Source organism: Bifidobacterium italicum, assembly GCF_002286915.1.
Taxonomy (GTDB): Bacteria; Actinomycetota; Actinomycetes; order Actinomycetales; family Bifidobacteriaceae; genus Bifidobacterium; species Bifidobacterium italicum.
In genome coordinates this window covers 223,095-248,917 of record NZ_MVOG01000005.1, presented here as the reverse complement: position 1 = coordinate 248,917, position 25,823 = coordinate 223,095, and the positions used below count along the sequence as shown (strand labels likewise).

Sequence of the window (25,823 nt, the reverse complement as noted above, 5' to 3'; positions counted from 1 at the left end):
GCAGAAAAATGTGAAGAATCCGTGTTTTCAGTGGGCTTTCAGCGATTCCGAAGCCGTTTGCAATCCGGCGTCAAGCGATGTCCAATAATTATCGACTGAGATGGTTCCGTCAGCAAACGCGCGTTGCATGTGCACGCGCATCGAATCACATGAAGGACCATCATGACGAATCACGATCACGACATCCAGAACACCGCGACGAACGCGGACGAGACGCCGACGGTCGCGCAGCAGCCGGTCGATTCGACGAAGGCATACAACTACGATTTCACGCAGCGTCCGGCCACACCGATGTACACGGCGAGTCCGACGCCGCCGCAGAACGGCGCGACCACGCGCATCCATGACAAGCTGAGTGGCAAGATGACGGCGTTCATCGTCGGCATCAGCCTCGCCTGCGGTCTCGGCGCCGGCGTCGCTGGCAGCGCGATCACGAACGCGCTGCACGATTCCGGCCAGTCCGGGCGCCATATGGCACCGTTCGCGCACAGCACCGACGAGCAGCTCGAGCAACTGATGCCCGAAGACGGCGAAGGCGGCGACATGGGTGGCAGCGGCGACATGGGCGACATGGGCGGCATGGATATGCGGGGCTTTGAAGGCGGCCGCGGCATGCGCGGCAACCGTCAACGTCTCGAGGGCCGTGACGGATCGGATTCGCGCGATTCCGACAAGTCCGACCGCAACGGCTCGGACGACTCCAGCGATTCCGATTCCAACTCCGAAAAGGAGAGCAGCTACGTGTGGTACGGTGACCTCCTCAACCTGTAAATCGCACCGCACTGCAAAAACTCACCACACTGCAAACCGCCCCAACGCCGCGCCCCGCCCGCGCGGCGTTCCCATCCCCNCCCCCACCGCCCCCAATCCGCCCAATACGGCAGTACGCGATTGAGCTCAACCACTTACTGCCGCTATGAGCAGCTCAGACGGCAGTCGGTGATTGAAGTCAACCACTGACTGCCGCGGCCGCCACACACCCCACCGTTCAGCCTCCCCTCCCCGTGTTCTTCTTCAGCAAAAGCGTCCGCCGAAGCGGCGTCGCACAATGGTAGGAAGCAGCCGCAGCCACGGCATCGACACGCAAACGCTACAGCATCCGTATCGCTACGTACACCGTAGCGTATAGGGTTGCTGTCCGTATGACGGCCGCCGACGCGCTGCCGTCGCGACCCGCACCATCAGAGCACCGAGGAACACGAGGAGCAGAGGCACCATGCGCAACATATGGTTCATTCTCGGCAGAGACCTCAAGCGTCTGCTGCGCGTGCCCACCGCCTGGGTCATCCTCTTCGGACTGACCTTCATCCCGCCGCTGTACGCGTGGTTCAACATCGCCGGCTTCTGGAACCCCTACGGCAACACGAGCGGCATCCGCGTCGCCGTCGCGAACGAGGACAAAGGCTCGCACAGCGACCTGATGGGCAAGCTCGAACTCGGCGACCAGATCGAGGACACGCTCAAGAAGAACCACCAGCTCGGATGGGACTTCATGGACCGCGCGAAGGCGCTCGAATGCGTCGAGGCCGCGCGATGCTACGCGGCGATCGTCATCCCGTCCGATTTCAGCGACCGGATCGCCAACGTGCTCACCGACGCGACGAACCGCCCGCAGATCGACTACTACGTCAACGAGAAGGCGAACCCGGTCGCGCCGAAGATCACCGGCGTCGGCGCCACGACCGTCGACCGCCAGATCAACAGCACCTTCGTCTCCACGGTCAGCGGCGTCATCGGCGACGTCGTCAACAAGACGAACACGACGATCAAGCACGACTCCACCACGACGGTCGCGAAGACGACCGCGCAGCTGAACAAGACGAAATCCAACCTCGAGGACGCGCGCACGACGATCGCGCAGCTGCGCGCGACGCTCGGCACGACGAAATCGAAGACGGCGGCGGCCCGCGAGGCGCTCGGCGACGTCACGGCGGCGTCGACGAGCGCGAGCGACGGCCTGACGACGGCGAACGGCCTGCTGACGAAATCGCAGGGGTCGATCAACACCTTCGCGACGAACGCGTCGAACCAGCTGGACAAGGGCGGCAACCTGATGCTGCAGGCGACCGGGCGCGCGTCGAGCGACGCGACGCGCATCGCCAACGGCGTCCTCACGGCGAGCGGGGCGACCGGCGCCGCCCTCAACAACATGACGTCGGTGAACGAGGACACGGCGAAGATCCTCGACGACCTGAAGAATCTGCCCGACAACCCGCTGTCCGAGCAGATCAACGAGATCGTGACGCTGCTCGAACAGGAGAACCGCAAATCCGCGCAGACGCTCGCCTCGCTCACCGAACTGAACAAATCGACGCAGCAGGCCGCGACGGACTCGCTGGACACGATCAACCAGTTCTCGACGACGTCGACGTCGACGATCGACTCGCTCGCCGGCGCACGCTCGACGATCAACTCGTCGGCGCTGCCGCAGCTCAACGCCGGCCTGAGCTCGCTCGCCGGCACGAGCGGCGCGCTCGCCGGATCGCTCAACGGCCAGGCGTCGCTGTCCGCGCAGGCGAAGCTCGTGCTCGACCAGATCGACTCGATCAGCGAGGACGCCGACTCGTCGCTCGCGAGCACGGACAGCCTGCTCAAGACCTTCATCGACCGCCTCGACACGACGTCGACCGATCTGGGCACGCTCGCGAACACCGACCTGCTCGCGCAGCTCACCGGCGCCGACGGCGACGTCGACGTCTCGCGCATCGCGGGCTTCATGCTGTCGCCGACCGTGCTCAAGACGCACACGCTCTACCCGGTCGACACCTACGGCTCGGCGATGGCGCCGCTGTTCACGAGCCTGGCGCTGTGGGTCGGCGCGTTCATGCTGATGGTGCTCATCCGCCTCGAAGTGGATCACGAAGGGCTCGAGGAACGCGATCCGAAGATGTGGCAGACCTATCTCGCGCGCTTCCTGCTGCTTGCGCTCATCGCCGGCATGCAGGGCATCGTCGTCGCGATCGGCGACATCGTCATCGGCGTGCAGATGAAGAACGCCGCGCTGTTCGTCTTCACCGCATGGTTCACGTCGATCGTCTACGTCTCGATCGCATACGCGTTGTCCGCGACCTTCATGCACGTCGGCAAGGCGCTCGTCGTCGCGCTCATCATGGTGCAGATCCCGGGCGCCTCCGGCCTGTACCCGATCGAGATGATGCCGGCCTTCTACCGCGCGCTGTACCCGCTGTTCCCCTTCACCTATTCGATTGGCGCGTTCCGCGAGACGATCGGCGGCTTCTACGACGGCCACTGGGCGAAGGACATGCTGACGCTGCTGCTGTTCATGGCGCTCGCCTTCGCGATCGGACTGGGACTGCGTCCGCTCATGTCGAGCTTCAACCATCTGTTCTCCCGTGAACTCAACGAGGCGGACATGGTCAACAGCGAACGCGTCTACACGCCGACGCATAGGTTCAGCCTGCGTCAGGCGGTGGCCGTCCTCGCGAACCAGGAGGACTACCGCAAACGCGTGGAGGCGCGCGCCACGAAGTTCGCGCGCCTCTACCCGAAGCTGATGCGCGGCGCGCTCATCGCCGGATTCGTCGTACCGGTCGTGCTGTTCATCACGTTCTCGTTCACGAACGGCACGAAGCTCGTGGCTCTCGCGACATGGATCGTCTGGATCCTGTGCATCATCACCTTCCTGATGGTCGTCGAATCGATCCGCAACAGCCTGCGCCGCGAAGCCGAACTCGGCACGCTCGACAAGGACGCGCTGCGCGACCTCGTGCTCAACCGCGGCATCATCACGATGCCGTCGGCGCCGAAGTTCGCGAAGACCTACGCGAAGGCCGCGAAGACGATCGCCGACGCCGACGACGACGATGATGACGAGGAAGAAGAGGAGGACGACATGGGCGACCTCGAGGACACGCTCGACCTCGATCTGCACGAGCTGCGCGAACGGCTGACGAAGGGCGTGCAGGGCCTGCGCCCGCACCATGGACGGCATGAGGGGAGGCGTTCGGCATGAAGATGGTGGGCAGGATCTTCATCGACGACGTGAAACGGCTGACGAGCAACATCGCGTCGATCATCATCGTCATCGGACTGACCGTCATCCCGGGTCTGTTCACATGGTTCAACGTGGCCGCCTGCTGGGACCCCTTCGCGAACACGAAGAACCTGCAGTTCGCGATCGCGAACGAGGACGAGGGGTACAAGGGCGACCTGCTGCCGATGCGCATCAACATCGGCGACGAGGTCGTCAACACGCTGCGCGCGAACACGCAGCTCGACTGGAACTTCACGAAGACGAAGCAGGAGGCGATCGACGGCACGAAGTCCGGCGAATACTACGCCGCCGTCATCATCCCGAAGGACTTCAGCAAGACGATGCTGACGTTCTTCTCGACCAATGCGGACCATGCGGTGCTCGACTACTACGACAACGAGAAGCTCAACGCGCTCGCACCGAAGGTCACCGGGCAGGGCGCGGACACGATCGCGGCGTCGATCAACGAGATGTTCGCGAAGACGATCACCGACACGGCGCTCAACGTCGCGTCGTCGATGGTCGACATGCTCGACAAGCCGGAGGCGAAGGACCGGCTGAGCAATTTCAACGCGACCGTCGACGACCTGTCCACGACGCTTGCCGACAGCGCGACGACGCTGCGTTCGTACAGCCAGCTCACCGGCTCCGCGCAGACATTGATGGCGAGTTCGAAGGATCTCGTCGCACAGACGAAGTCGGGCGTCGACGGCGCCGTCGGCGAGCTGTCCGACGCGAAGCGGTCGGTCGCCGACCTCTCCGGCGCGCTCGGCACGTCGACGGACGCGCTGCAGCAGGCGCTCAATGCGAGCTCGACGAGCATGGAATCGCTCGCCGGCAGCGTCGACACGTTGTTCGACGGCGTCGACGGCCAGGCGAACGCGGCGGCGGCCGCCATCACGAACATCTCGGGGAACGTCGCCGGCGAGGCGAAGGACTACGCGACGACGCGCGACAGGCTGCAGGAGCTGCTCGACAAGTCGTCGCTGCCGCAGGACGGCGCCGTGCGCGCGCGCATCCAGTCGCTCATCGACCGTCTCGACGCCGCCTCCACGACGCTCTCGCAACTGGCCACACGACTCGACGCGGCTGCCGCCGACATCAGCGACCATGTGAAGGTCAACGGCGAGACGCGGCAGTCGATCAAGGATCTGGCGTCGCAGGCGAAGTCGGCGGTCGGCGGCATCTCCACCGATTTCGACGCGTCGATCAAGCCGGACCTCGAGCGGATGGACGCATCGTTCACGAACGCCTCGGGGCAGCTGGCGACAAGCGTGACGACGCTCAAGGACGCGCTCGGCGATCTCGACAGCTCGACGGCGACGGCCGACGAGCAGATCGCCAAAGTGCGCGCGCTGCTCGACGACGCCGCCGACGACCTCGACGCGGCGGCCACGAAGCTCGCCGACTTCAGCGGGCAGCTGACGAAGGCGCTCAACACCGGGGACATGGGCACCGTCAAGCAGGTGCTCGCCGGCAACTCGTCGACGCTCGCGAGCACATTGTCGGCACCGGTCGAGCTCAAGACGAAGGCTCTGTTCCCGGTGGCGAACTTCGGCACGTCGTTGACGCCGTTCTACACCTTCCTGCCGTTGTGGGTGGGCGCGATCCTGACGGCGGTGACGCTCAAGGTGAACCTGTCGAGGAAACGGCAGCTCGAACTGGGCGATCCGAAGCCGTGGCAGCAGTTCCTCGGCCATTATCTCGTGTTCGGCGCGATCGTGCTGTTGCAGGCGACGTTCTCACTCGCCGGCACGCTGTTGTTCCTGCGCGTGCAGGCCGTGCACCCGTGGCTGTTCATGCTCGACGGCTGGTTCAGCGCGATCGTCTATTCGTTCTTCACGTACACGCTCATCGCGAGCTTCGGCAACGTCGGCAAGGCGATCGCCGTGCTGTTCCTCGTCATGCAGATCTCCGGATCGGACGCCGCGTATCCGCTCGCGATCCTGCCGCACTTCCTCAGCGACGTCAGCCCGTGGCTGCCGGTCACCTATTCGACGGCCGCGCTGCGCAGCGCGATCGCCGGCATCTACCAGAACGACTATTGGATCGCGATGGGCAAGCTCGCGCTCTTCCTCGTGCCGCTGCTCATCATCGGCTTCGGACTGCGTCGCGGCCTGATCCGCTTCAATCTGTGGTATGAGCGCAAGGTCGAAAGCACGAAGCTCATCAGCTGACGGCCGCATCCGATTTCGTCCCCGAGCATCCGACCATCTGAGAGGAAGACCATGAGCGCAACAGCACAGCCGACCGACGGCGTCCACGCGACCGTCCGGACACGGCATACCGAACGGCATGAGCAGCGCCGCGAGCGCACCGACGGCAAGATCATGCGCGCGACGCTGGAGATCCTCATCGCGAAGGGCATCGGCGCGGTCACGATCGAGGCGGTCGCACGCAAGTCCGGCGTCGCGAAGACGACGATCTACCGGCGCTTCGCGAACAGCGACGACCTCATCCGGCAGCTGACGCATACGCTCGTGCTGCCGGTCGACCTCGACGGCATCGAGCCGGGCCATGACGGGCTCACGGCGGCGCTGCGACGCATCGTCGACCGCTTCGACGAGAAGGTCGGCCTCACTGCCGTCGGCATCGTATTGTCATCGAACAACGACCGGCTGCGCGAGGTCGCCGACAACGTCATCCGTCCGGTCTGCGAGCGCTTCGCCGAGTTCCTCGCGCGCGGCGCCGAACGCGGCGTCTACCGCCAAGGGCTGGACGCGCCGTTCCTGTTCCGCACGGCACTCGGTTCGATGCTCGCCTGCAAGGCGCTCGGCGCCCCCGGCGACGGCTCCCATGACGCCTGGGCCTCGCATATGGCCGCGCTGCTGTGGCCGTCGATCCGCGCCTGACGACGGACGATCACCGATTTTCAGCAACTTCACAGCATGTTCCAGCGTTACTTCAAGATACCGGTGGTTATATTGAAGTCATCAGCCGCGAGGTTGACATAATCGAAAACCCTTCTTTCTTCTCTTTCCTCTCTCTCGGAGGCCCGGCTTCTTCCCTTCGGCCGGGCCTCTTTCTTTTGTCCGACTGCCGCCTACCGTCGCCGACGGCGGCCGAAGCGCTGCGCGAGCCAGTAGCCGCCCAATGCGCCGCCGACGAACAGCAGCACCGGTGCCATCGACGCGAGCGTCGCGAGCGCGCCGCCGGCCTCGCTTGTGATCCCTCCGGTCACGCTGCCGATGAGACCGCCGATAGTCCCGTCGTTGACGATGTTGTGGAAATACCCGTACAGCATCGGCGCCGTCGTCCCCGCGACCATCGCGAGCGCGTACCACCACATCGCGCGCCGCGAGCGCTGCCGGTACAGCAGCGCGCCACCGGCCGCCGGCGAGAGGATGAAGGAACTCACGCCGCTCAATGGCGTGTACAACGCGTCCGCGTCGGGCATCAGCGGCACACGCCCGACGAGCGCCATCGCCGCCGCGAACACGGCCGCCGACGTGACCGCCGTTCGATGCCGTCGGTAGAATCTCCTCACGCTGCGCCACGCACTCACGCCCGTTCCTCGCTTTCACTCATCCGAACATCTGTTCGACATCCTCCTCATTATGGCCATCGCGTCACCGGAGCGCAAATCCTCGTCCGCGCCTGCGCCGTACCCTTGTGGCATGCACAGTTCCGATTCCGCAACCCTTGAGCCCCGAGCGTCCTTCCTGCGCCGTCACGGATGGCTGATCGTCGGCGTCCTCGCCATATGCGGCGCGACGGCCTTCGCCATCGCCGTGCTGCTCGCACACGGCGGCCCGCTGCAGATGGATGCGGCGGTCTATGCGTGGCTGTCCACGCATGTCATCTCGCCGTCATTGACGCCCGCCGTCGTCATGTTCACGCAGATGTCCGGCGTCGCAACGCTCATCGGGCTCACCGTCGTCATCCTCGGCGCCGCATGCGCGTTGCGGCGTTGGCGCATCGGCGTCGCCGTCGCCGTCAATCTCGCCGTCGAGGCGACGCTCAACGAGATCCTCAAACGCATCGTCGCGCGCCCGCGGCCGCCGCTCGAGCACCGTCTGATCGCCGAACAGGGCTTCAGCTTCCCCTCCGGCCACGCGATGGCGTCGACGGCGTTCTACGGCTTCCTCATCTACCTCGCCTACCGTTATTGGCGACGCGCGATCAAATGGGTCGCGATCGTGCTGCTCGCGCTCATCCCGCCGATCGTCATGGCCACGCGCGTCTATCTGGGCGTCCACTACGCGAGCGACGTTCTCGCCGGATGCCTGTACTCGATCGCCTATCTGACGCTGCTGTCGATCCCGATCATGAAGCTCATGCTGCTGTCCATGGATTCCGGGGATCGCTGATGGGCGCGCGCTTTCACAGGCCGCCCGAATGGATTTCGTGGGTGCTCGGCCTCGTCGCGGTGCTCGACATCCTTCCGCTGCTCGTCACCGCGTTTTTCGTGGTCATCGCCGCCGAGAACCATGTCTCCGACCTGCCGTCCGACTGTGACCCCGACCATTGCTCGGCGACGCCCGAGCAGAACAGCCGCGATCTGACGATCATGTGCTGGTCGGTCGTGTTCTGGCTCGCGGCCGTCTATCTGATCTACCGACTGCTGCTCGCGTGCCTTGACGCGCACCGCACATGCAACGAACGTCTGATAGCGGCCGCGCTGTGCGTCGCGGGCTTGGCGGCAATCTTGACGATTACCTACCGCACCCTCGGCCCCTGGGTGCAGCACAACGACGTCATCACCGCCTACGTCGCCGCCGCGCTCGTGCTCGCCTGTTTCCCCGCCTACCTCGCCGTACGCCACCAGTATTTCGAGTCCCTGCCGCCGCAGTCGGCCGAACGTGCATGACGTGCATCGGCTTCGCGACGCATCCACGCGAATCGGCAGCCGACTGTCTGCGCCACACATATGCCCCTCGCCGCCTCAGCCGCCGCAGCCGCCGCAGCCGCCGCAGCCGCCGCATTACCCGATAGTTCGCAGTGACTATCGAGTAATGCGACGGCGACCATAGCCACGCACTCCTCCCATGTGCAATTGCGATCATCCATGATTGATTATGTGCCCAATTCCTGATTCTCTGTGTGCTTTTGTATCATCTCCGCCCCATACCACCCGGCGTCATCCCACCCGGCCAACACAGCGCGCGCATCACTCGACAATTCGCCCGAGCAACCGAGTTATGTGCAGGAGAGACTAGCCACAATACCGCCACACCAACTATCCACATCTGCTGTTTATATCATCCGAAGCCTTGCATCGATTTCGCGCACAATGGGTTTATACTGGTACCCAACAATGCAATCGCAACAATGGGGTACTGAGGGGGCACTATGAGCGACGATTCTTCCGACCACCGCAACGACCAACTCGACCAGCCCGATTTCCTCGACATGGCAGTCGAAACGACCGCCGATCCATCGCCGCACCGGCGTCGCAACACGATCCTCGCGCTCGTCGCGGCGTTCGTCGTCGTCGCCGGCGTGCTCGCGGCGATCATCATCCCGATCATCGGCGCCTCCCACCGCCGTCAGCAGCAGGCGCACATGACCGCCCTCACCGACTGCACAGCCGCGCAACGCGAGTTCGCCACACTCAACACCACCTACACGACGACGATCTCGTCCGCAGGCAAGCTCGCGCGCGGCGACGAGGCGAAGACGGTCAGCGAGGAGCATGCCACAGCGCTCACGAGCAAGATCGACCACATCGACGACACCCACACCGTCTCCTCGCTGACCGCGGCGAACTGCACCGCGGATATGGACACCGCCGCGCTCACCGACCTCTCCGGCAGGTTCACGATCGCGAACACGAGCATGGTGAACCGTATGCGCGACGTGCAGACCGACGCCGACACGCTGCAGCAGCTCGTCGAAGGCGCGCGCAACGCCGACCGCCGCGGCGAGCTGCAGAAGGAGCTCACGTTCGCGAACACCGTCTATGCGCGCTCCGAGCACAACGCGGCCGCCGATCTGCGCGCGGCGCTGCAGGTGCAGATCGAGCAGGCGAAGGCGGCGCTCGAGCCAACCTCCACGGCGACGAACGAGCAGATCAACGACGTGCTTGCCGCGTTGACGAAGGCGACCGACGCCGTCGTCAACGCGATGCCGCTCGACTGCGAGCTGACCGCATGCGTCGCGCTCACCTTCGACGACGGCCCGAACAAGCAGGTGACGCCGCGGCTGCTCGACGCGTTGCACGCAGCGGACGCCCCGGCCACGTTCTTCGTGCAGGGGCAGTTCGTTTCGGGCAGCAACAAGCAGCTGCTCGCGACGATGGGCGCGCAGGGCCACGAGATCGGCTCGATGAGCTGGAGGCATAGGCAGCTGCACACGTTGTCCGCCGACGAGCTCGGCAAATGGTTCCACGACACCGACGAGGTCATCGAAGACGCCGGCGTGGCCAAGCCGACGTTGTTCCGGGCGCCGGACGGCGCGTGGAGCGAGGACGTCGTCGAAACCGCCCGCGCCGACGGACAATCGGTCATCCTGTGGAACGTCGACGCGCGCGACTGGGACGCGAAGGCGAGCGCCGCCGACATCGCGGACAATGTGCTCAACGGCGCGACCGCCGGGGCGATCATCGCATTGCATGACGGCAACGAGCGCACCGTCGAGGCGATCCCGCAGATCGTCAGCGGACTGCGCGAGCGCGGCTTCCATCTGGTCACCGTCTCCCAACTGCTCACCGATGAACTCGACCCCGGCACCGTGTTCTACGCACGAGGCGACACGGCGCAGGACAGCCTGCCGCCGAACGGCAACGAGCCCACCCGCTGACGGCCCGTCTGCCCGGCGCACTCCTTCAGCACAGTGCGCGGCGGCCGCCGAATCCAGGCGGCCACCGCGCACTCGGTTTTACTGCGCGAGCGAGAACTGCGCGTTGTAGATGTCGGCGTAGAAGCCGCCGCGTGCAAGCAGCTCGTCGTGCGTACCGCGTTCGACGATGTCGCCGTCCTTCATGACGAGGATCATGTCGGCGTCGCGGATCGTGGACAGACGATGCGCGATGACGAAGCTCGTGCGTCCTTCGGTGAGTTTGTCCATCGCCGTCTGGATGAGCTCCTCGGTGCGCGTGTCGACCGAGCTCGTCGCCTCATCAAGGATCAGGATCGGCGAATCCTGCACCATCGCGCGCGCGATCGTCAGCAGCTGCTTCTGGCCCTGCGACAGTGTCGCCGATTCGTCGAGCACGGTGTCGTAGCCGTCCGGCAGCGAACGGATGTAGCGGTCGAGGCCCACGGCGCGGCAGGCGGCGGCCACCTGCTCGTCGGTCACATCCTCCTTCGCATACGCCACGTTCTCGCGGACGGTGCCCTGGAACACCCATGTGTCCTGCAGCACCATCGAGAACTGGTCGTGCACGTTCCAACGCGGCACGTCCTTCGTGTCGATGCCGTCTATCGAGATCCTGCCGCCGGCGATTTCGTAGAATCGCATGAGCAGATTCACCATCGTCGTCTTGCCCGCGCCGGTGGGACCCACGATCGCCACCTTCTGCCCCGGCTCCACGTCCGCTGAGAAATCGTGGATGACGAGCTTGTTCGGTTCGTATCCGAATCGCACATGCTCGAAGCTCACGCGGCCTTCGCCGGGCGTGATCTCGCCGTCGCTGCCGTAACCGAGCAGCGGCTGCTTGTCGGACTCGTCGGCGAGCTCGGGCTCGTTGAGGAAGGTGAACACCCGTTCGGAACCCGCGGCGCAGCGCTGCAGGTTCTGGAACGCCTGCGCGAACTGCGAGAGCGGCTGCGTGAACAGGCGGATGTAGAGCATGAACGCCACGATCACGCCGAATTCGATCGTGCCGTTCATCGCGAGCGCCGCGCCGACGACGCACACGACGACGTAGCCGAGATTGCCCACGAGGTTCATCATCGGCATCATGAGGCCCGAGATGAACTGGCTCTTCCAGCCCGAGTCGTACAGGTCGTTGTTGTAGCGCTCGAAACTGCGGATCGCATCGGCCTCGCCGCCGAAGGCCTTGACGACGGTGTGCCCGCTGTACATCTCCTCGACATGGCCGTTCACGTCACCGAGCGCCATCTGCTGCTTGACGAAGTACCGCTGCGAGAACTTCATCACGACGACCATGAGCACCATGCCGAGCAGGCTTGCGCCCACCGCGCACAACGCCAGGATCCAGTTGTTCGCGAACATCATGACGAGCGAGCCCACGAACAGCGTGACCGACGAGATGAGCGAGCCGAGCGACTGCCCGAGCGTCTGCCCCACGGCGTCCACGTCGTTCGTGATGCGGCTCATCACGTCGCCGGTGCTGTGCTCGTCGAAGTATTTGAGCGGCAGCTTGTTCATCTTCACGTCGATGGCCGCGCGCAGGCGCTGCGCCGTGCGCTGCGTGACGGTGGCCATCATCCAGCTCTGCACGTACGAGAGCAGGGCGTAGCCCACGTAGAGCGCCACAAGGGTCCACCCGATGCGCGTCACCGCGGCCATGTCGATCGACCGCAGCACCGGTTTGCCGTGCACGAGCGCCGGCAGCCCCTTGGTGATCTCGTCGGTCATGTCGCCGAGGTAGTCGGGCCCTATGATCTGGCAGATCGCGCCGCCCACGCCGAGGACCAGCGCGATGACGATCGCCGGGATGTACCGCTTGCTGAAGCGCATCAGCTCTTTGAGCGCGCCGCCGAAGTCGTCGGCTTTCTCGACGGGCGCCCCTGCGCGCCCATGTCCCATTGGTCCTGGCATATTCTCACATCCTTATCGATAATCCGTATATCCGCATCCGCCCATCCGGCGGTGACGCGCGCTCACGCGCCGAGCTCCTCCTCGCTCAGCTGCGATTTCGCGATCTCCTGATACACTTTGCAGCTCTCGAGCAGTTCGCGGTGTGTGCCCTGGCCCACCACCTTGCCGTCCTCGAGCACGAGGATGCAGTCGGCGTCCATGATCGTGCCGACGCGCTGCGCCACGATGAGTTTCGTCGCGTCCTTCGCATATGCCTTGAGCGCGTCGCGCACCTCGCGGTCGGTCTTGAAATCAAGCGCCGAGAACGAATCGTCGAAGATCAGGATCTCCGGGTCGCGGTAGACGGCGCGCGCGATCGACAGACGCTGCTTCTGGCCTCCCGACACGTTCGTGCCGCCTTGCGCGATCGGCGAGAGGAAGCCCTGCGGCATCTTGTCCACGAATTCGGTGGCCTGCGCGACGCCGCTCGCCTCGCGTACGCGGTTCGCCTCCTGCGCGGTGAGACCACGCGCCTCGTCCGCCTTGAGGAACTCGCGCTCCGCGTTGCGCCCGCTCATGCGCGAGACGTCGATCATCGGCACGTCCTCGGGCTCGTCGGGCCGATCGCCGTAGCTCACGTTCGATTCGACGGTGCCTTTGAACAGGAAGGAGCGCTGCGGCACATAGCCGATCTTGTCGCGCAGCGTCTTGAGATCGTATTCGCGCACATCCACACCATCGACGAGCACTTGCCCGTCGGTCGCATCGTAGAAGCGCGGCACGAGGTTGATGAGCGACGACTTGCCCGAGCCGGTCGAACCGATGATCGCGACCGTGTCGCCCCGGTTCACCGTGAAACTGATGTGTTCGAGCATCGCCTCGCGCGAATCAGGGTAGGTGAAGCTCACGTCGCGGAATTCGATCTCGCCGGCGAGCTCGAGGTCGTCGGAGTACCGCGCGCGTTCCGCCGGCGCGACGACGCCGCGCCGCTCGGCCTCCTGTACGGTGAGCCCGCGCCTGACGGCACCGGACTTGACGAGCGGATCGGTGTCGAGGACTTCGAGCACACGGTGCGCGGAGACGTCGGCGCGCGGCCACAGCACGAACACCATGCTCATGAGCAGGAAGCTCATCACCACCTGCATGGCGTAGCTGGAGAACACGACCATGTTCGAGAACAGCGTGAGCTTGTCGGTCAGACCGGCGTCCTGAATCAGATAGGCGCCGATCCAGTAGATCGCGAGCGACAGCCCGTTCATGATCGTGCCCATGAGCGGCATCATCACCGACATCGCGCGGTTCGTGAACAGCTGCGTGTCCGTCAGGTTGCCGTTCGCCCGCTCGAATTTGCCTTCCTGATAATCCTGGGCGTTGTAGGCGCGCACGACGCGCATGCCGGTCAGGTTCTCGCGCGTCACCAGATTGATGTCGTCGGTGAGCTGCTGCATCGCCTTGAACTTCGGCATGACGAGCACCATGAGCACGGCGATCGAGGCGATGAGGACCGCCACGGCGATGCCGGTGGCGAGCGTCCATTCGAAGCCCTCGCCCGCGATCTTGCACACGGCCCACACGGCCATGATCGGCGATTTGATGAGCATCTGCAGCCCCATCGTGATGAACATCTGGATCTGCGTGACGTCGTTCGTCGAACGCGTGATGAGGCTCGCGGTGGAGAAGCGGTGCATCTCGGAGGGGCCGAAGGACTCCACTTTGCGGAACTCGAGCGAGCGCAGCCGCTGCCCGAAGGACGCGGCGACGCGGGCGGCGAAGTACCCGGTGATGACGGCGCAGACGAGCGACCCGAGGGAGACGAGCAGCATCTTGCCGCCGGAGATCCAGATGTCGCGCATCTGGCTGCCCGGCGTCTCGACGAGGCGCGTGATCTCCGACATGTAGCTCGGCAGCTCGAGGTCGAAGTACACCTGACCGACGATTGTGACGAGCGACAGCAGCAGCTGGCCGATCTCCGTCTTGGAGAGGTATTTCATGATTCGTAACATTGTTTTTCCTTATAGTGTAAGGTTTTTCATGTTCTCGGGCATTGACGCAGCCGTGGGGCGTCGGCGTCAGACGCGATCCTCCCGGCCGGCCTCGGCGGCCACCTCCGGCGTGAACCAGGGATGGGGCGGATCGCCCATCGCGCAACCCTGACGGCCATCGCGAGCCATCTCGATCATCCGCTCATGCAGCCTGCGGTTGCGGTCGAAGGCCTCCCGCACCCGTTCGGCCGCGGGAGGCTCGCCCTCCGGATCGCAGATCGACAGGTAGGTCATGAATTCGCCCAGCAGCCCCACAAAATCGCGCGTACGCCGTTCACCCATCTGCGAGAACACCCATTCAAGCCTCGCGATGAGCTCGTCGCCATGGTCTTTGACGGCACGGCGCCCGTCATCGGACAGTTCGATGACGACGCTGCGACGGTCCGCGGGGTCGGCGGTGCGCACGATCCAGCCCTTCCTGCCCAGGCTGGACAGGATCGACGAGATGCGCCCCGACGTCGCCCCCATCGCATCGGCGAGCTGCTTCGGCGTACGCGGCCCTTGGAACGAGAGCTCGCGCAACACGAACATCTCGCCCTGCGCCCCACGTTCGAACGCGCGCGTCGCCCGCGAGCGCGATGCCCACATCGCGAACATCACCTCGTGGACCGCCTCCAATCGGTAATCCATCATCACCCCCTGTGATACGAGCATAATTTGTCTTGCACTGTAAATTACTTACAGTGCAAGACAAATTGCCGTCGAACCGGATGCCCTCGTCGGCACGCATGATGGTGCAGATTTTTATACCAAATCGTCATGCTTGTCAAAATTCGCCCAAACACGACAACGGGCGGCATGCAAAACACGGCCGCTATCCTTCTGACCCAAGTCCGCAGTTATGACATGTCCATGTTGTTTCAAGGAGGGCTTATATGGGAAACCACACGACATCGAAAAGAAGGAAGGGACCCGGTTGTTGCGCGCGCGACCGACCTGTGCAAACGTTACGGCGAAGGGGACAACGACGTCGTCGCCCTCGACCATGTGACCGTGGAGTTCCGACGCAATGCGCTCACGGCGATCATGGGGCCGTCAGGCTCGGGCAAATCGACGCTCATGCATTGCATGGCCGGTCTCGACACACCCACGAGCGGCAAGGCGTTCATCGAGGGTCTCGAGGTCTCCTCGATGAAGCAGAAGGCGCTCACCGAATTGCGCCGCAAGGAGATCGGCTTCATCTTCCAGTCCTTCAACCCCGTGCCGACGCTGACGGCCGAGGAGAACATCCTGCTGCCGCTGCAGATCGCGCACCGTCCGATCGACCGCGCATGGTTCAGGAAAGTCGTGGGCGTCGGCGGCCTTGAGAACCGGCTCGACCACCGTCCCAGCCAGCTGTCGGGCGGCCAGCAGCAGCGCGTCGCCTGCGCCCGCGCGATGATGGAGCGTTCGAGCGTCATCTTCGCCAACGAGCCCACCGGCAACCTCGATTCGCGCTCGAGCCATGGGGTGCTCGAGTTCCTGCGCCGCTGCGTGCGCGAATACGATCAGACGATCGTCATGGTGACCCATGACCCGCGGGCGGCCTTGTTCGCCAATCGCGTGCTCGTGCTTTCCGACGGACGGATCGTCCAGGATCTCGACCGCCCCTCGTACGACGACATCCTCGCGGTGTTCGCACAGGACGACGATCCGCAGAACGGGCCCGTCGAGGTCGAGCCGAGGAAGGATGCGGACCAATGATTCGCATCGGATCACGCGATGCGAAGGCGCATTTCGGCCGTTTCGTCATGTCCATCATCACCATCGAATCGGTGATCCTGTCGGTGTTCGGCACATTGTTGGGCATCCTGGTGGGGCTCGCCGCCGCCGCCGCCGTGGTCCGTCAGGCGTACCGCGACGACGGTCTGCCCACGATGAGCATCCCCTGGGCGCAGCTGGCCGGGTTCCTCGTGCCGGCCATCCTCGTGGGCCTCGTTGCGAGCGTCTCGCCTGCAAGCCGCGCACTCAGGAAACCGGTGCTGCAGGCGGTGGCAGGTGATTGACATGACTGGCTGATGGGGGGGCGCGCTGTGCGCGCGGCGCCCCCCCATCAGATATGGTCGTCTTGACGCGAATCCGCCTTACGCCCGGCCCGCACCGTCGTCACGGGCGGCATCCGATGACGCCATGGCCCGCTTGAGGTCACGGTTCTGGAATCGCTCATGCAGCAGGCAGTAACCACCGAAGACGACGAGCCATACGAGGCCGGCGATCGCCGGGCCGCGCGTGTCGGAGCCGATGAACAGCGTCGCGTAGATGAACACGAAGAAGACGATCGTCAGCGGATTGAGCACACGGTACGCCGGCATGACGAAGCCGTCCTGCATGAACTGCGGCGAATTGCGGTAGCGGTAATGCGCGACCATCGTCAGGATGTAGATGAAGATGAACACGGCGGAAGCCGCCGACGAGAACAGCACGAAAGCGCCGGACGCGCCCGGCAGCGCCGCGATCGCCGGCGACAGCAGGATCAACGCACCCGAGACGACGATCGCACGCGCCGGCACCTTCGTCTTCGAGACGACGCCCAATCGGCCCAGCACGGCTGAATTCGCCTCCTCGCCGATCTGGAACAGATGGCGCCCCGCCGAGTACAGCAGCGAGTTGAGCGACGACGCCGCGGCGGTCAGCACGACGAAGAAGACGACGGCCGCCGCCCAGTGCAGGCCGGCGAATTCGAACACCATGATGAACGGCGATGAGAACTGGTTGCCGTTGTCGTTCGTCATGAAGTTGCGCCACGGCACGATCGCCATGATCGCCAGCAGCGCACCCACATAGAAGACGAGCACGCGCAGGATGATGCCGTTGATCGCCTTCGGCAGGACCTTGCGCGGATTCTTCGTCTCGGATACCGTCACGCCGACGAATTCGATCATCGTGTAGGAGAAGAAGACCATCTGGAAGCTCATCAGCATCTGCGTCCAGCCGTTCGGCGCGAACGAGAAGCCGTCGGCGATGTTCGCGAGCGACGCCTGCCCGGCCGGATACGTCTGGTCGGAGCCCGGCAGCTTCGTCGCGCCGTATCGGTATCCGGCGACGACCATGATGATCGACGTGACGATGAGCGCGAGGATCAGGAAGATCTTGATCATCGAGAACCAGAACTCCGTCTCGCCGAACAGTTTGACGGCGATCAGGTTCACGCCCACGAGCGCGACGAGGAACAGCAGTTCGATGAGCCACTGCCATGACTTGAGCTCGAAGCCGAGCGTATGGAAGAACGTCACGCAGTACTGCCCGACCGCCGACAGCTCGGTCATGCCGGTCAGGATCAGCACGAGCCAGTACGTCCACAGCGCGAATTTGCCGGTGCCGTTGCCCAGATACATGCGGATGAAGTTGATGAAGGTGTGCTGGCTCGGATCCCTGTACATCAGTTCGCCGATCGCACGCATCATCAGGAACATGACGCCGCCGACGAGGATGTAGACGAGCACGATGCTCGGCCCGTCGAGCGCGATCGACTTGCCCGACCCGAGGAACAGGCCGGTGCCGATCGCGCCGCCGATCGCGATGAACTGCACATGGCGGTTCGTCAGCCCGCGTTCCATCTCGTTGTCTTTATCGATGGTCTCGAGCGACGCGTTCACGGCCTTCTCACGGCGGCGGCCGGAGGGTCCGTCAGGTTGTTGCATATTCGACATAATACGTTCGACTGTAGCCGCCGCCTGTTGCATGCCGTTCGCACTGCGCATACTTGCGGCGGATGCATCGGCCGCCCACGCCGTGCATCCGCCGCATGCGCGCGGCCTATTCGACCGACTTGAGCGAGCTGACCGGATCGATGCGGTCGAGGACGGGGTCGACGAACAGCTGCACGAGCAGCGTGAAGGCGATCGTCGCCACGACGGTGATGACGTAACTCCACCAGAAGATGTGCACCTCGAAATACAGCCCCGGCATGTTGAGCACGCTCGTGAGCAGGCCGGCGACCCATCGTCCGAGCGGCAATCCGATGATGACGCCGATGATTGTCAGCACCATCATCTCGCGGTTCACATAACGATGCACTTCCTTGTCGTAGAAGCCGAGCACCTTGAGCGTCGCCATCTCGCGCATGCGCTCCGACACGTTCGTATGCGCGAGCGTGAACAGCACGACGAGCGCGAGGCTGCCGGCGAGCGCGACGATCAGCGCGACGACGGCCCCCATCAGGTCGAACTTGAAATGCTCGGCCTGATAGGCGGTGGAGCTGGCGCTCAGCACGATCGCGTCGCCCTCGAGCCGCTGCACGTACTTGATCTGCGCGCCGTCGTCGCCCTTGAGCTTGGCGTAGACGGCGTTCCAGGTGATCGCCGGCTGCTCGTCCGCACCGTCCCCGGTCGTAGACGCCGGGAACATCCGGTGGTACAGGTCTTCCGAGATGAAGGTCTCGGCGCCGATGAGACTGCGCGTGACCGCACTCACCTTGACCCGGTGCGGCTGCGTGCCGTCCGCGCGCAGCATGATCTCGTCGCCGGCCTTCACGCCGAGCGACTGCGCGGCCGACTGCGCGACGATGACGCCGTCGTCGTTCAACGTGACCGGCCCGCCACGGCCGCCCCCGTGCAGCCATCCGAGGATCGATTCGCTGCGCGCCGGCTCGAGCCGGAACATCGTGTTGAGTTCGCCGATCTGGCGTTGCGGCACGATCGTCAGCTGCACCGCCGTGCTGCTGCCGCCGTCGTTCGTGATCTCGCCGTTTTCGACGCGCGTCTGCATGATGGCCGTCGTCTCGCCGTCCTGCACGAGCTTGTCGTGCAATGCCTGCCCCTCGCCGTCGTTGGCCATCGCGAACATGTCGTACTGGTCGACGCCGCGGTACTGGTTGGGGCCGAGCGCGGCGACCGTATCGTTGATGGCCAGCGCGCATACGATCAGCGCGGCGCATCCGGCCACGCCGCCGACCGTCATGATGAGCCGCGACTTGAAGCGGAAGATGTTGCGCGCCGTCACCTTGTTGAGGAAGCTCATGCGCCGCCACAACGGGCGGATATGCTCGAGCAGGATGCGAGACCCCGCCTTCGGCGCCTTCGGCCGCATCAATGTGGCCGGCATCTGGCGCATGTCGCGGATCGACGCGAACAACGCGGCGCCGAGCACGCCGACGACGAAAAGCAGGATGCCCATCGACCCGTACAGCCAGTCGTATTCGAGCCGCAGGTCGGGGATCGCATACAGGCCGTGAATGACGACGAGCAGGAAGGCCGGGATGCCGAGGAAGCCGACGAGCAGCCCCAATCCGCCGCCGAGCAGGCACGCCAGCAGCGCGAACAGCGCATAGCGGGCCGTGATCGTCACGCGGCCGTAGCCGAGCCCGAGGTAAGCGCCGATGAGCCCACGGTCCTCCTCGACGAGACGGCTCATCGTCGTCAGGCTCATCATGACGGCCACGACGAGGAACACGATCGGGAACGCGTTGCCGAGCGACCTGATCGAGCTGATGTCCGATTTGAGCGAACTGAAGCCGCTCAACGCGGTCCGCGACTGCACATACCAGCGCGGCGCGATGTCGTCGACCTGTTGCTGCTCGGCGGCGAAACGGTCGCCGGCGCCGTTGCGCTGCGTGTTGATCCGCTGCTGCGCCTCCTTGAGCTGTGCGTCGCCTTGCGCCCACCGCCGCTGCGCCTCGGCGAGCCGTGCCGGCATCGGCATGCCCACCGGCACCTGCGCGGCCTGCGCGTCAAGCAGCTTGAGCTGCCCGTCGAGCTGTGCGCGCTGCGCATCGAGCTGCGCCTGCGCATCGTTGATCTGCGCGTACGCCTGCTCCTTCGCCTTGTCGAGTTCGTTCTGGGCGTTTTGCTGCAGCGCCTTGCGCCGCGCCTCCTCGCGCTCGGACTGCACGGTGCGCTCTATCCGGGACATCGCCGAGGATACGAGCGCGTCGTAGTCGTCGGTGAACGCGTCCTTGTTCTCGGCGTCGGTCAGCCGCATGACGACGGCGCCATACACGTCGCCATCCGCCCCGAAGGTCTTCGCCAGCGCGCCCGGCGCCACATAGAAGGTGTAGTCGTTGGCGACCGCCGTGCGGAACGCGGACCCCGAATACCCGTCCGGGTTCGACAGATCCGACGGATCGGTGACGACGCCGACGATCCTCAGCTTATGCACGGCGTCGCCGCCGTCATCGGCGGCGGTCACCTCGATGACGTCGCCGAGCTTGCGGTGCGTGTCATGCGTGAACTGCCCGGTGACGGCCACCTCGTCGGCGGCCTTCGGCAATCGCCCCTCGCGCACATAGGGCGCATCGACCGTCGACCCGCCGACAGATGGCTCGCGCAGCGTCGCGTTGAGCCGGCGCCCGGCGTCGCCGTCGACGGTCACTCGTTCCATCCGCACGCCGGCGGCGCCGTCGACCCCGTCGACGCGCCGCAACGCGTCCACATCCTCGTCGGTCAGCCCCATCGTCGAGACGACCTGGACGTCATGCAGCCCCTGTTGCTCGTAGAAGCGGTTCGCCGCGATGAGCGTGTCGCGGCAACCTGCGTAGATGCCGGTGAGCACGGCCACGCCGAGCATCGAGATGATCAGGATCGAAAGGAACGGCTTCCATGCATGCAGCCACGAGCGCCATGCATCCAACAGGAAGGCCGAACCGAGCGGTTTCGCCCCGCCGCGGTCGCGTTTGCCACGTCCAGCCATCATCGTCACCTCACCATTCGATCTCGCTGATCGGCGTCGGATGGTCGTTGGTCTCCTGGCTGACGACCTTGCCGGAACGGAAGCGGATGACTTTGTGCGCCATCGGCGCAAGCGCCGAGTTGTGCGTGACGATGAGCACGGTCATGCGCTCATCACGGCAGATGTCCTGCAGCAGCTGCAGCACCTCCTTGCCGGTCTCGTAGTCGAGCGCGCCGGTCGGTTCGTCGCACAGCAGCAGCTTCGGTTTCTTCGCGACGGCGCGCGCGATCGAGACGCGCTGCTGCTCGCCCCCGGACAGCTGCGCCGGGAAGTTGTCGAGCCGGTCGCCCAGACCGACCTTTTCCAGCGTCCGCGCCGGGTCGAAATGGTCGGCGCAGATCTGCGAGGCCAATTCCACGTTCTCAAGCGCCGTGAGGTTGGGGATGAGGTTGTAGAACTGGAAGACGAAGCCGATGTCGTTGCGTCGGTAGGTGATCAGGTCGTGGTGGTTGAGGTCGGTGATGTCGCGGCCGCCGACGACGACCTTGCCCGACGAGGCCGTGTCCATGCCGCCGAGGATGTTGAGCGCCGTCGTCTTGCCGGCGCCGGACTGCCCGAGGATGACGCTCAGCTCGCCTTCATCGGCCGTGAAATTCGCATCGTCGAGCGCACGAATCGTGGAGTCGCCGGCCGGATACTCCTTGACCACGTCGTTGAATTCGATGTACGCCATCGCCTGCTCCTTCCGCCGCGGTGCCACCTTCGGCCTCATCTACCATCCCAACTTAGTATCGCCGACTTCGGGGGACGAAACGCCGTCCCCCCTCCCCCCCACACACACAGCACGCAATCGCGCGTCGCGCCGTCCCTAGTACAATCGTCGCAATCGTTGGAATTCCGCCATTGGACAGCGGTGTCCCGTGTCCGATCCGTGGTCATCTCCCGAGTTCTCGGGCTGCGTCCGGCGATTATGTGCGTGTTGCCGCAGACGCGGTGCCATGCTGATGCTCGAACGCACTCCACGACCGACGAAAGGAAAGGCACGATGAACCAGAAGCATATCGGGGCGTTCCTCAGGGAGCTTCGGCTCGGGCACGACTGGACGCAGCAGCAGCTCGCGGACCGGATCGGCGTCTCCAACCGGAGCGTGTCCCGCTGGGAGACCGGATCGACGATGCCCGACCTTTCGTTGCTCGTGATGCTTTCGGAACTCTATGACATCAGCGTCGACGAGATCCTCGACGGCGAAAGGAAAGGTGACGACATGATCGACAACACGACGATGGGCAAGGTGGCGGACTACAACGCGCAGATCAACGAGAGGAAGGACCGGCGCATGACGGTGCTGTTCTCGATCGCGTTCGTGATGTTCGTGGGATACTGCATCATCGAGGCGAACGGACTGGCGGACACGGCGCCGTGGTCGAATGTGGCGGAGGTGTGCCTCGGCTTCGTCGCGGGCATCCTCGCATGCGGCGTGCTGTACGCGTCGGGCTGCATGCAGCAGATCGCGAAGGCGAAGCTGCGCCTGCGCGGCTATCTGCTCGGCAAGAAGAACGACGACGAGCCGACGCGCTGACCGCGCTGACTTTTGCCGCTCACGCGCGCACAGCCGTAACGGCAGAGCCGTCCGCCGCATATCTCGAGATCGACGAGGAATTATCGAGATATGCGGCGGACGGCTCGACTGCTGCGTTCTTCGGTGTTCCCACCGATGATTCAATTGAGCGATTCCGATTGATTCCGGGCGAATACGTGCACATGGTCGGCCACGATGTGCACATCCGCGCGTTTCTTCGGGCATATCGCCCATCCCACCACCGCGCGCGGCGCACCACTCGGCAAAACTGCCGAAAACGCGAGTTATGCGGCACGAGACCGGACAATCACCGCCCCCTCCGGCTGCAACGCCGCCGGAGGGGGCGACTGTACGGCGAACACGGCCGCACACCGTCAGCGCTCCTTCGCCTCCCGACGCTTCCCGCCGGCCTTCGACGTGAGCGCGTAGGCGGCGAACAACACGGCGAGCCAGATCACGCCGGCGACCAACGCGATGCGATAGCTCGGCGAGAAGCACATCAGCACCGCCACCATCGCCAGGAACGCGATGATCAGATACGGCGTCCACTTCCATCCCGGCAGCTTGAATTGGATCCTGTCGAGCGCCTCGTCGCCATGCAGGCCCCGCAACTCCCCCGGACCATCGCCGGCGGCCACATGGCGGCGGAACAGCATCTCGGTGATCATGATCATCGTCCAGTTGATGATCGCGGCGATCGTCGCGATCGACATCAGATAGTTGAACGCGAACTGAGGCCACAGGAACACGACGACGACGGCGACGATGGTGACGGCGGCGCTTGTGAGCACGGCCGCCACCGGCACGCCGCGCCTGTTCACATGGCCGAGATACGCCGGCGCATTGCCTTGGCGCGCGAGCGAATACAGCATGCGCGAGTTCGAGTACAGCGCGGAGTTGTAGACGCTCATGACGGCCGTCAGGCACACGAAGTTGAGGATGCCGGCAGCCACCGGCACGCCGACGGAGTCGAAGATCTGCACGAAGGGGCTCATGCTGCCGTCGATGCGATCCCACGGCACAACGGCCATGATGACGCCGAGCGCGGCCACATAGAAGACGAGGATGCGCCAGATGATGCCGTTCGTCGCCCTCGGGATCGTCCTGCGCGGATCGGCGACCTCACCGGCCGTGACGCCGATGAGCTCGGTGCCGCCGAAGCTGAACATGACGACGACGAGCGCCATCAGCAGACCCGTCCAACGGCCGTCCGCGGCACGCGACATCACGCCGTTCGGAAGGAAGCCGCCATCGATCGTGAACCAGTTCGCGAACGACGCGCGCACACCGGAGTCGGTCGGCAGATTCATGACGATGACGGCGACGCCACCGATGATCATCGCGATGACGGCGACGATCTTGATCAGCGCGAACCAGAACTCGAACTCGCCGAATTCACTGACGCCGAACAGATTGAGGACCGTGATGAGCACGAGGAAGAACGCGGCCGACGCCCACTGCGGAATGTTCGGAAACCAGTAGTTGACGAAGGAGCCGACGACGGCGAGCTCGACCATCGAGACGAGCACGTAGTTGAACCAGTAGTTCCATCCGGAGATGAATCCGGCCCGCTTCGACCAGTACCGCGACGCATAGTAGCTGAACGCGCCCGCCTTCGGGTCCTCGACGCTCATCTCGCTCAGCGCGCGCACGATCATGAAGATCGCGGCGCCGCCGATGATGTAGGCGAGCAGGATGGATGGGCCTGCGAGCGAGATCGATTCGCTCGAGCCGTAGAACAGGCCGGTGCCGATCGCGCCGCCGAGCGCGATGAGCTGGATATGCCTGTTCTTCAACGATTTGCGCAGCTGCTGCGGCTGCTCACTCACTTCGGGTGTGGAGGCCATGGTCGTCCTTTGCATCGCGATGCCGCGGACGGCCGTCCGCGGCATGGGAAAAGGCCGCGCCACGCTCGTATGCGTGGACGGTTGACGTCCATTCTACGGACGCGTTGTTACGGCGAGGCACGCGAACATGGCAAAAAAGGTCGAGCATCGCCGCCGCGCATCGACTTACATGGGAACCGTCGAAAGGAGACGAACGACGATGGACGAACGAACGGCCGCGGTCCAGCGGATGCAGGACTACATCGCGCAGCATCTGCACGAACGCGTCACAATGGCCGATCTGGCCGGCGTGGCGCTGTTCTCGCCATGGTACGCCTACCGCCTGTTCCGCGAGATGACCGGACTCACGCCGGCCGCCTATATGCGGCGGCTGCGTCTGAGCCGTTCGGCGATGGCGCTCAAACGAGACGCCCGCTCGGTCACCGAGACGGCCTTCGCGTACGGCTTCGGCAGCGTCGACGGCTACGTACGCGCGTTCTGCCGCGAATTCGGGCGCACGCCGGGCGACTTCTCCCGTTCGCCGAGCCCGATCACGTTGTTCCACCCTTACGGCGTCCAGTACCGACAACCACGAAAGGACACGATCGATATGGATACGATGCAGTACCTGTATGTCACCCCGATCCACAAGCCGCGCCGCAAGGCGATCATCAAGCGCGGGACGTCCGCGGACGATTATTGGACCTATTGCGAGGAGGTGGGTTGCGACGTCTGGGGCAAGCTGCTGAGCATGGATTCGCTGTGCGGCGAGCCGGTCTGTCTGTGGCTGCCGGCCGCATACCGCGAACCCGGCACCTCGACCTATGTGCAGGGCGTCGAAGTGGGTGTCTACTACGACGGCCCGGTCCCCGACGGATTCGACGTCATCGAGCTGCCCGAAGCGGACTATCTGATGTTTCAGGGCCAGCCCTTCGCCGAAGCGGACTACGGCGAGGCGATCCAGTTCGTCGAACATGCGGCGGACCGCTACGATCCGTCCGTGCTCGGCTACCGTTGGAGCACGCGATCCCCGCGCATCCAGCTCGAGCCGAAGGGCGAACGCGGCTACATCGAGTTCCGTCCGGTGCAAGCGAAGTGAACGCCTGATCCCGCGCACTTGAGATAGCAGAAAAGCGCCACACAAGGCGGCG

The 25,823-nt window shown here is 64.6% G+C and carries 18 protein-coding genes and 2 pseudogenes; 11 read left to right on the top strand and 9 right to left on the bottom strand.

The features are described from left to right. Positions 1-162 precede the first annotated feature (162 nt). The 4 genes from B1400_RS02505 (at position 163) to B1400_RS02490 (ending at position 6,846) form a co-directional block, all read left to right on the top strand. Complete coding sequence (locus tag B1400_RS02505) at positions 163-771, top strand: hypothetical protein (protein WP_095612876.1); 609 nt, start codon at positions 163-165, stop codon at positions 769-771. A 445-nt stretch (positions 772-1,216) separates the two neighbouring features. Then, positions 1,217-3,973, top strand: coding sequence for a YhgE/Pip domain-containing protein (locus B1400_RS02500; protein ID WP_095612875.1), 2,757 nt, complete (start codon positions 1,217-1,219; stop codon positions 3,971-3,973). Next, entirely contained in the window at positions 3,970-6,171 is a 2,202-nt protein-coding gene (locus B1400_RS02495; protein WP_095612874.1) for a YhgE/Pip domain-containing protein, read from the top strand. The genes B1400_RS02500 and B1400_RS02495 overlap by 4 nt, the downstream gene beginning before the upstream one ends. 51 nt (positions 6,172-6,222) lie before the next feature. Beyond that, positions 6,223-6,846 (top strand): TetR/AcrR family transcriptional regulator, encoded by a 624-nt coding sequence (locus tag B1400_RS02490; protein WP_095612873.1) that lies wholly within the window; start codon positions 6,223-6,225, stop codon positions 6,844-6,846. A gap of 191 nt (positions 6,847-7,037) precedes the next feature. On the opposite strand, the gene B1400_RS02485 is transcribed toward B1400_RS02490, so the two are convergent. Next, positions 7,038-7,499: a hypothetical protein gene (locus B1400_RS02485; RefSeq protein WP_095612872.1), complete on the bottom strand. Its 462-nt coding sequence runs from the start codon at positions 7,497-7,499 to the stop codon at positions 7,038-7,040. A gap of 112 nt (positions 7,500-7,611) precedes the next feature. Between B1400_RS02485 and B1400_RS02480 the strand changes: the two genes are divergently transcribed. The 3 genes from B1400_RS02480 to B1400_RS02470 all read left to right on the top strand — a co-directional run bounded on the left by B1400_RS02480 (position 7,612) and on the right by B1400_RS02470 (position 10,735). Next, positions 7,612-8,304 carry a phosphatase PAP2 family protein gene (locus B1400_RS02480; RefSeq protein ID WP_095612871.1) on the top strand — a complete coding sequence of 231 codons (693 nt, stop codon included), beginning with the start codon at positions 7,612-7,614 and terminating at the stop codon, positions 8,302-8,304. Beyond that, positions 8,304-8,804: a hypothetical protein gene (locus tag B1400_RS02475; RefSeq protein WP_133064590.1), complete on the top strand. Its 501-nt coding sequence runs from the start codon at positions 8,304-8,306 to the stop codon at positions 8,802-8,804. The genes B1400_RS02480 and B1400_RS02475 overlap by 1 nt, the downstream gene beginning before the upstream one ends. Positions 8,805-9,286: 482 nt before the next feature. After that, a complete protein-coding gene (locus tag B1400_RS02470; RefSeq protein WP_095612869.1) occupies positions 9,287-10,735 on the top strand; it encodes a polysaccharide deacetylase family protein in 1,449 nt (482 codons plus the stop codon). Positions 10,736-10,813: 78 nt separating this feature from the next. Here B1400_RS02470 and B1400_RS02465 read toward each other — a convergent pair whose 3' ends face one another. The 4 genes and pseudogenes from B1400_RS02465 to B1400_RS02455 form a co-directional block, all read right to left on the bottom strand. Further along, positions 10,814-12,649, bottom strand: a complete 1,836-nt coding sequence (locus B1400_RS02465; protein ID WP_201260181.1) for an ABC transporter ATP-binding protein — start codon at positions 12,647-12,649, stop codon at positions 10,814-10,816. Positions 12,650-12,723: 74 nt separating this feature from the next. Continuing rightward, a pseudogene (locus B1400_RS10115) lies at positions 12,724-13,569 on the bottom strand (ABC transporter ATP-binding protein); the annotation flags it as partial. A 95-nt stretch (positions 13,570-13,664) separates the two neighbouring features. After that, positions 13,665-14,643 (bottom strand): annotated as a pseudogene (locus B1400_RS10110) (ABC transporter permease); the annotation flags it as partial. A gap of 66 nt (positions 14,644-14,709) precedes the next feature. Continuing rightward, entirely contained in the window at positions 14,710-15,312 is a 603-nt protein-coding gene (locus tag B1400_RS02455; protein WP_095612920.1) for a MarR family winged helix-turn-helix transcriptional regulator, read from the bottom strand. 222 nt (positions 15,313-15,534) lie between these two features. Between B1400_RS02455 and B1400_RS02450 the strand changes: the two genes are divergently transcribed. Beyond that, a complete protein-coding gene (locus B1400_RS02450; protein WP_095612866.1) occupies positions 15,535-16,365 on the top strand; it encodes an ABC transporter ATP-binding protein in 831 nt (276 codons plus the stop codon). Then, a complete protein-coding gene (locus B1400_RS02445; protein WP_235607274.1) occupies positions 16,362-16,667 on the top strand; it encodes an FtsX-like permease family protein in 306 nt (101 codons plus the stop codon). The genes B1400_RS02450 and B1400_RS02445 overlap by 4 nt, the downstream gene beginning before the upstream one ends. A 78-nt stretch (positions 16,668-16,745) precedes the next feature. Here the strand turns inward: B1400_RS02445 and B1400_RS02440 are convergent, their stop codons facing one another. The 3 genes from B1400_RS02440 to B1400_RS02430 form a co-directional block, all read right to left on the bottom strand. Next, positions 16,746-18,302, bottom strand: coding sequence for an amino acid permease (locus B1400_RS02440; protein ID WP_095612918.1), 1,557 nt, complete (start codon positions 18,300-18,302; stop codon positions 16,746-16,748). 115 nt (positions 18,303-18,417) lie between these two features. Beyond that, positions 18,418-21,291, bottom strand: a complete 2,874-nt coding sequence (locus tag B1400_RS02435; RefSeq protein WP_095612917.1) for an ABC transporter permease — start codon at positions 21,289-21,291, stop codon at positions 18,418-18,420. 7 nt (positions 21,292-21,298) lie between these two features. After that, positions 21,299-22,000, bottom strand: a complete 702-nt coding sequence (locus B1400_RS02430; protein ID WP_095612865.1) for an ABC transporter ATP-binding protein — start codon at positions 21,998-22,000, stop codon at positions 21,299-21,301. Between the two features lie 312 nt (positions 22,001-22,312). Between B1400_RS02430 and B1400_RS02425 the strand changes: the two genes are divergently transcribed. Further along, complete coding sequence (locus B1400_RS02425) at positions 22,313-22,846, top strand: helix-turn-helix domain-containing protein (RefSeq protein WP_157909619.1); 534 nt, start codon at positions 22,313-22,315, stop codon at positions 22,844-22,846. Between the two features lie 374 nt (positions 22,847-23,220). Here the strand turns inward: B1400_RS02425 and B1400_RS02420 are convergent, their stop codons facing one another. Beyond that, complete coding sequence (locus tag B1400_RS02420; protein ID WP_095612916.1) at positions 23,221-24,693, bottom strand: amino acid permease; 1,473 nt, start codon at positions 24,691-24,693, stop codon at positions 23,221-23,223. A 199-nt stretch (positions 24,694-24,892) separates the two neighbouring features. On the opposite strand from B1400_RS02420, the gene B1400_RS02415 reads away from it, so the two are divergent. Further along, positions 24,893-25,771 carry a helix-turn-helix domain-containing protein gene (locus B1400_RS02415; protein WP_095612863.1) on the top strand — a complete coding sequence of 293 codons (879 nt, stop codon included), beginning with the start codon at positions 24,893-24,895 and terminating at the stop codon, positions 25,769-25,771. Positions 25,772-25,823: the final 52 nt, after the last annotated feature.

Excerpts from the sequence above, each read along its gene's own strand:
- B1400_RS02505 (WP_095612876.1), top strand. The coding sequence starts at position 163 with ATGACGAATCACGATCACGACATCCAGAACACCGCGACGAACGCGGAC.
- B1400_RS02500 (WP_095612875.1), top strand. The coding sequence starts at position 1,217 with ATGCGCAACATATGGTTCATTCTCGGCAGAGACCTCAAGCGTCTGCTG.
- B1400_RS02495 (WP_095612874.1), top strand. The coding sequence starts at position 3,970 with ATGAAGATGGTGGGCAGGATCTTCATCGACGACGTGAAACGGCTGACG.
- B1400_RS02490 (WP_095612873.1), top strand. The coding sequence starts at position 6,223 with ATGAGCGCAACAGCACAGCCGACCGACGGCGTCCACGCGACCGTCCGG.
- B1400_RS02480 (WP_095612871.1), top strand. The coding sequence starts at position 7,612 with ATGCACAGTTCCGATTCCGCAACCCTTGAGCCCCGAGCGTCCTTCCTG.
- B1400_RS02475 (WP_133064590.1), top strand. The coding sequence starts at position 8,304 with ATGGGCGCGCGCTTTCACAGGCCGCCCGAATGGATTTCGTGGGTGCTC.
- B1400_RS02470 (WP_095612869.1), top strand. The coding sequence starts at position 9,287 with ATGAGCGACGATTCTTCCGACCACCGCAACGACCAACTCGACCAGCCC.
- B1400_RS02465 (WP_201260181.1), bottom strand. The coding sequence starts at position 12,649 with ATGGGACATGGGCGCGCAGGGGCGCCCGTCGAGAAAGCCGACGACTTC.
- B1400_RS02455 (WP_095612920.1), bottom strand. The coding sequence starts at position 15,312 with ATGGATTACCGATTGGAGGCGGTCCACGAGGTGATGTTCGCGATGTGG.
- B1400_RS02450 (WP_095612866.1), top strand. The coding sequence starts at position 15,535 with ATGTTGTTTCAAGGAGGGCTTATATGGGAAACCACACGACATCGAAAA.
- B1400_RS02445 (WP_235607274.1), top strand. The coding sequence starts at position 16,362 with ATGATTCGCATCGGATCACGCGATGCGAAGGCGCATTTCGGCCGTTTC.
- B1400_RS02440 (WP_095612918.1), bottom strand. The coding sequence starts at position 18,302 with ATGCAACAACCTGACGGACCCTCCGGCCGCCGCCGTGAGAAGGCCGTG.
- B1400_RS02435 (WP_095612917.1), bottom strand. The coding sequence starts at position 21,291 with ATGATGGCTGGACGTGGCAAACGCGACCGCGGCGGGGCGAAACCGCTC.
- B1400_RS02430 (WP_095612865.1), bottom strand. The coding sequence starts at position 22,000 with ATGGCGTACATCGAATTCAACGACGTGGTCAAGGAGTATCCGGCCGGC.
- B1400_RS02425 (WP_157909619.1), top strand. The coding sequence starts at position 22,313 with ATGAACCAGAAGCATATCGGGGCGTTCCTCAGGGAGCTTCGGCTCGGG.
- B1400_RS02420 (WP_095612916.1), bottom strand. The coding sequence starts at position 24,693 with ATGGCCTCCACACCCGAAGTGAGTGAGCAGCCGCAGCAGCTGCGCAAA.
- B1400_RS02415 (WP_095612863.1), top strand. The coding sequence starts at position 24,893 with ATGGACGAACGAACGGCCGCGGTCCAGCGGATGCAGGACTACATCGCG.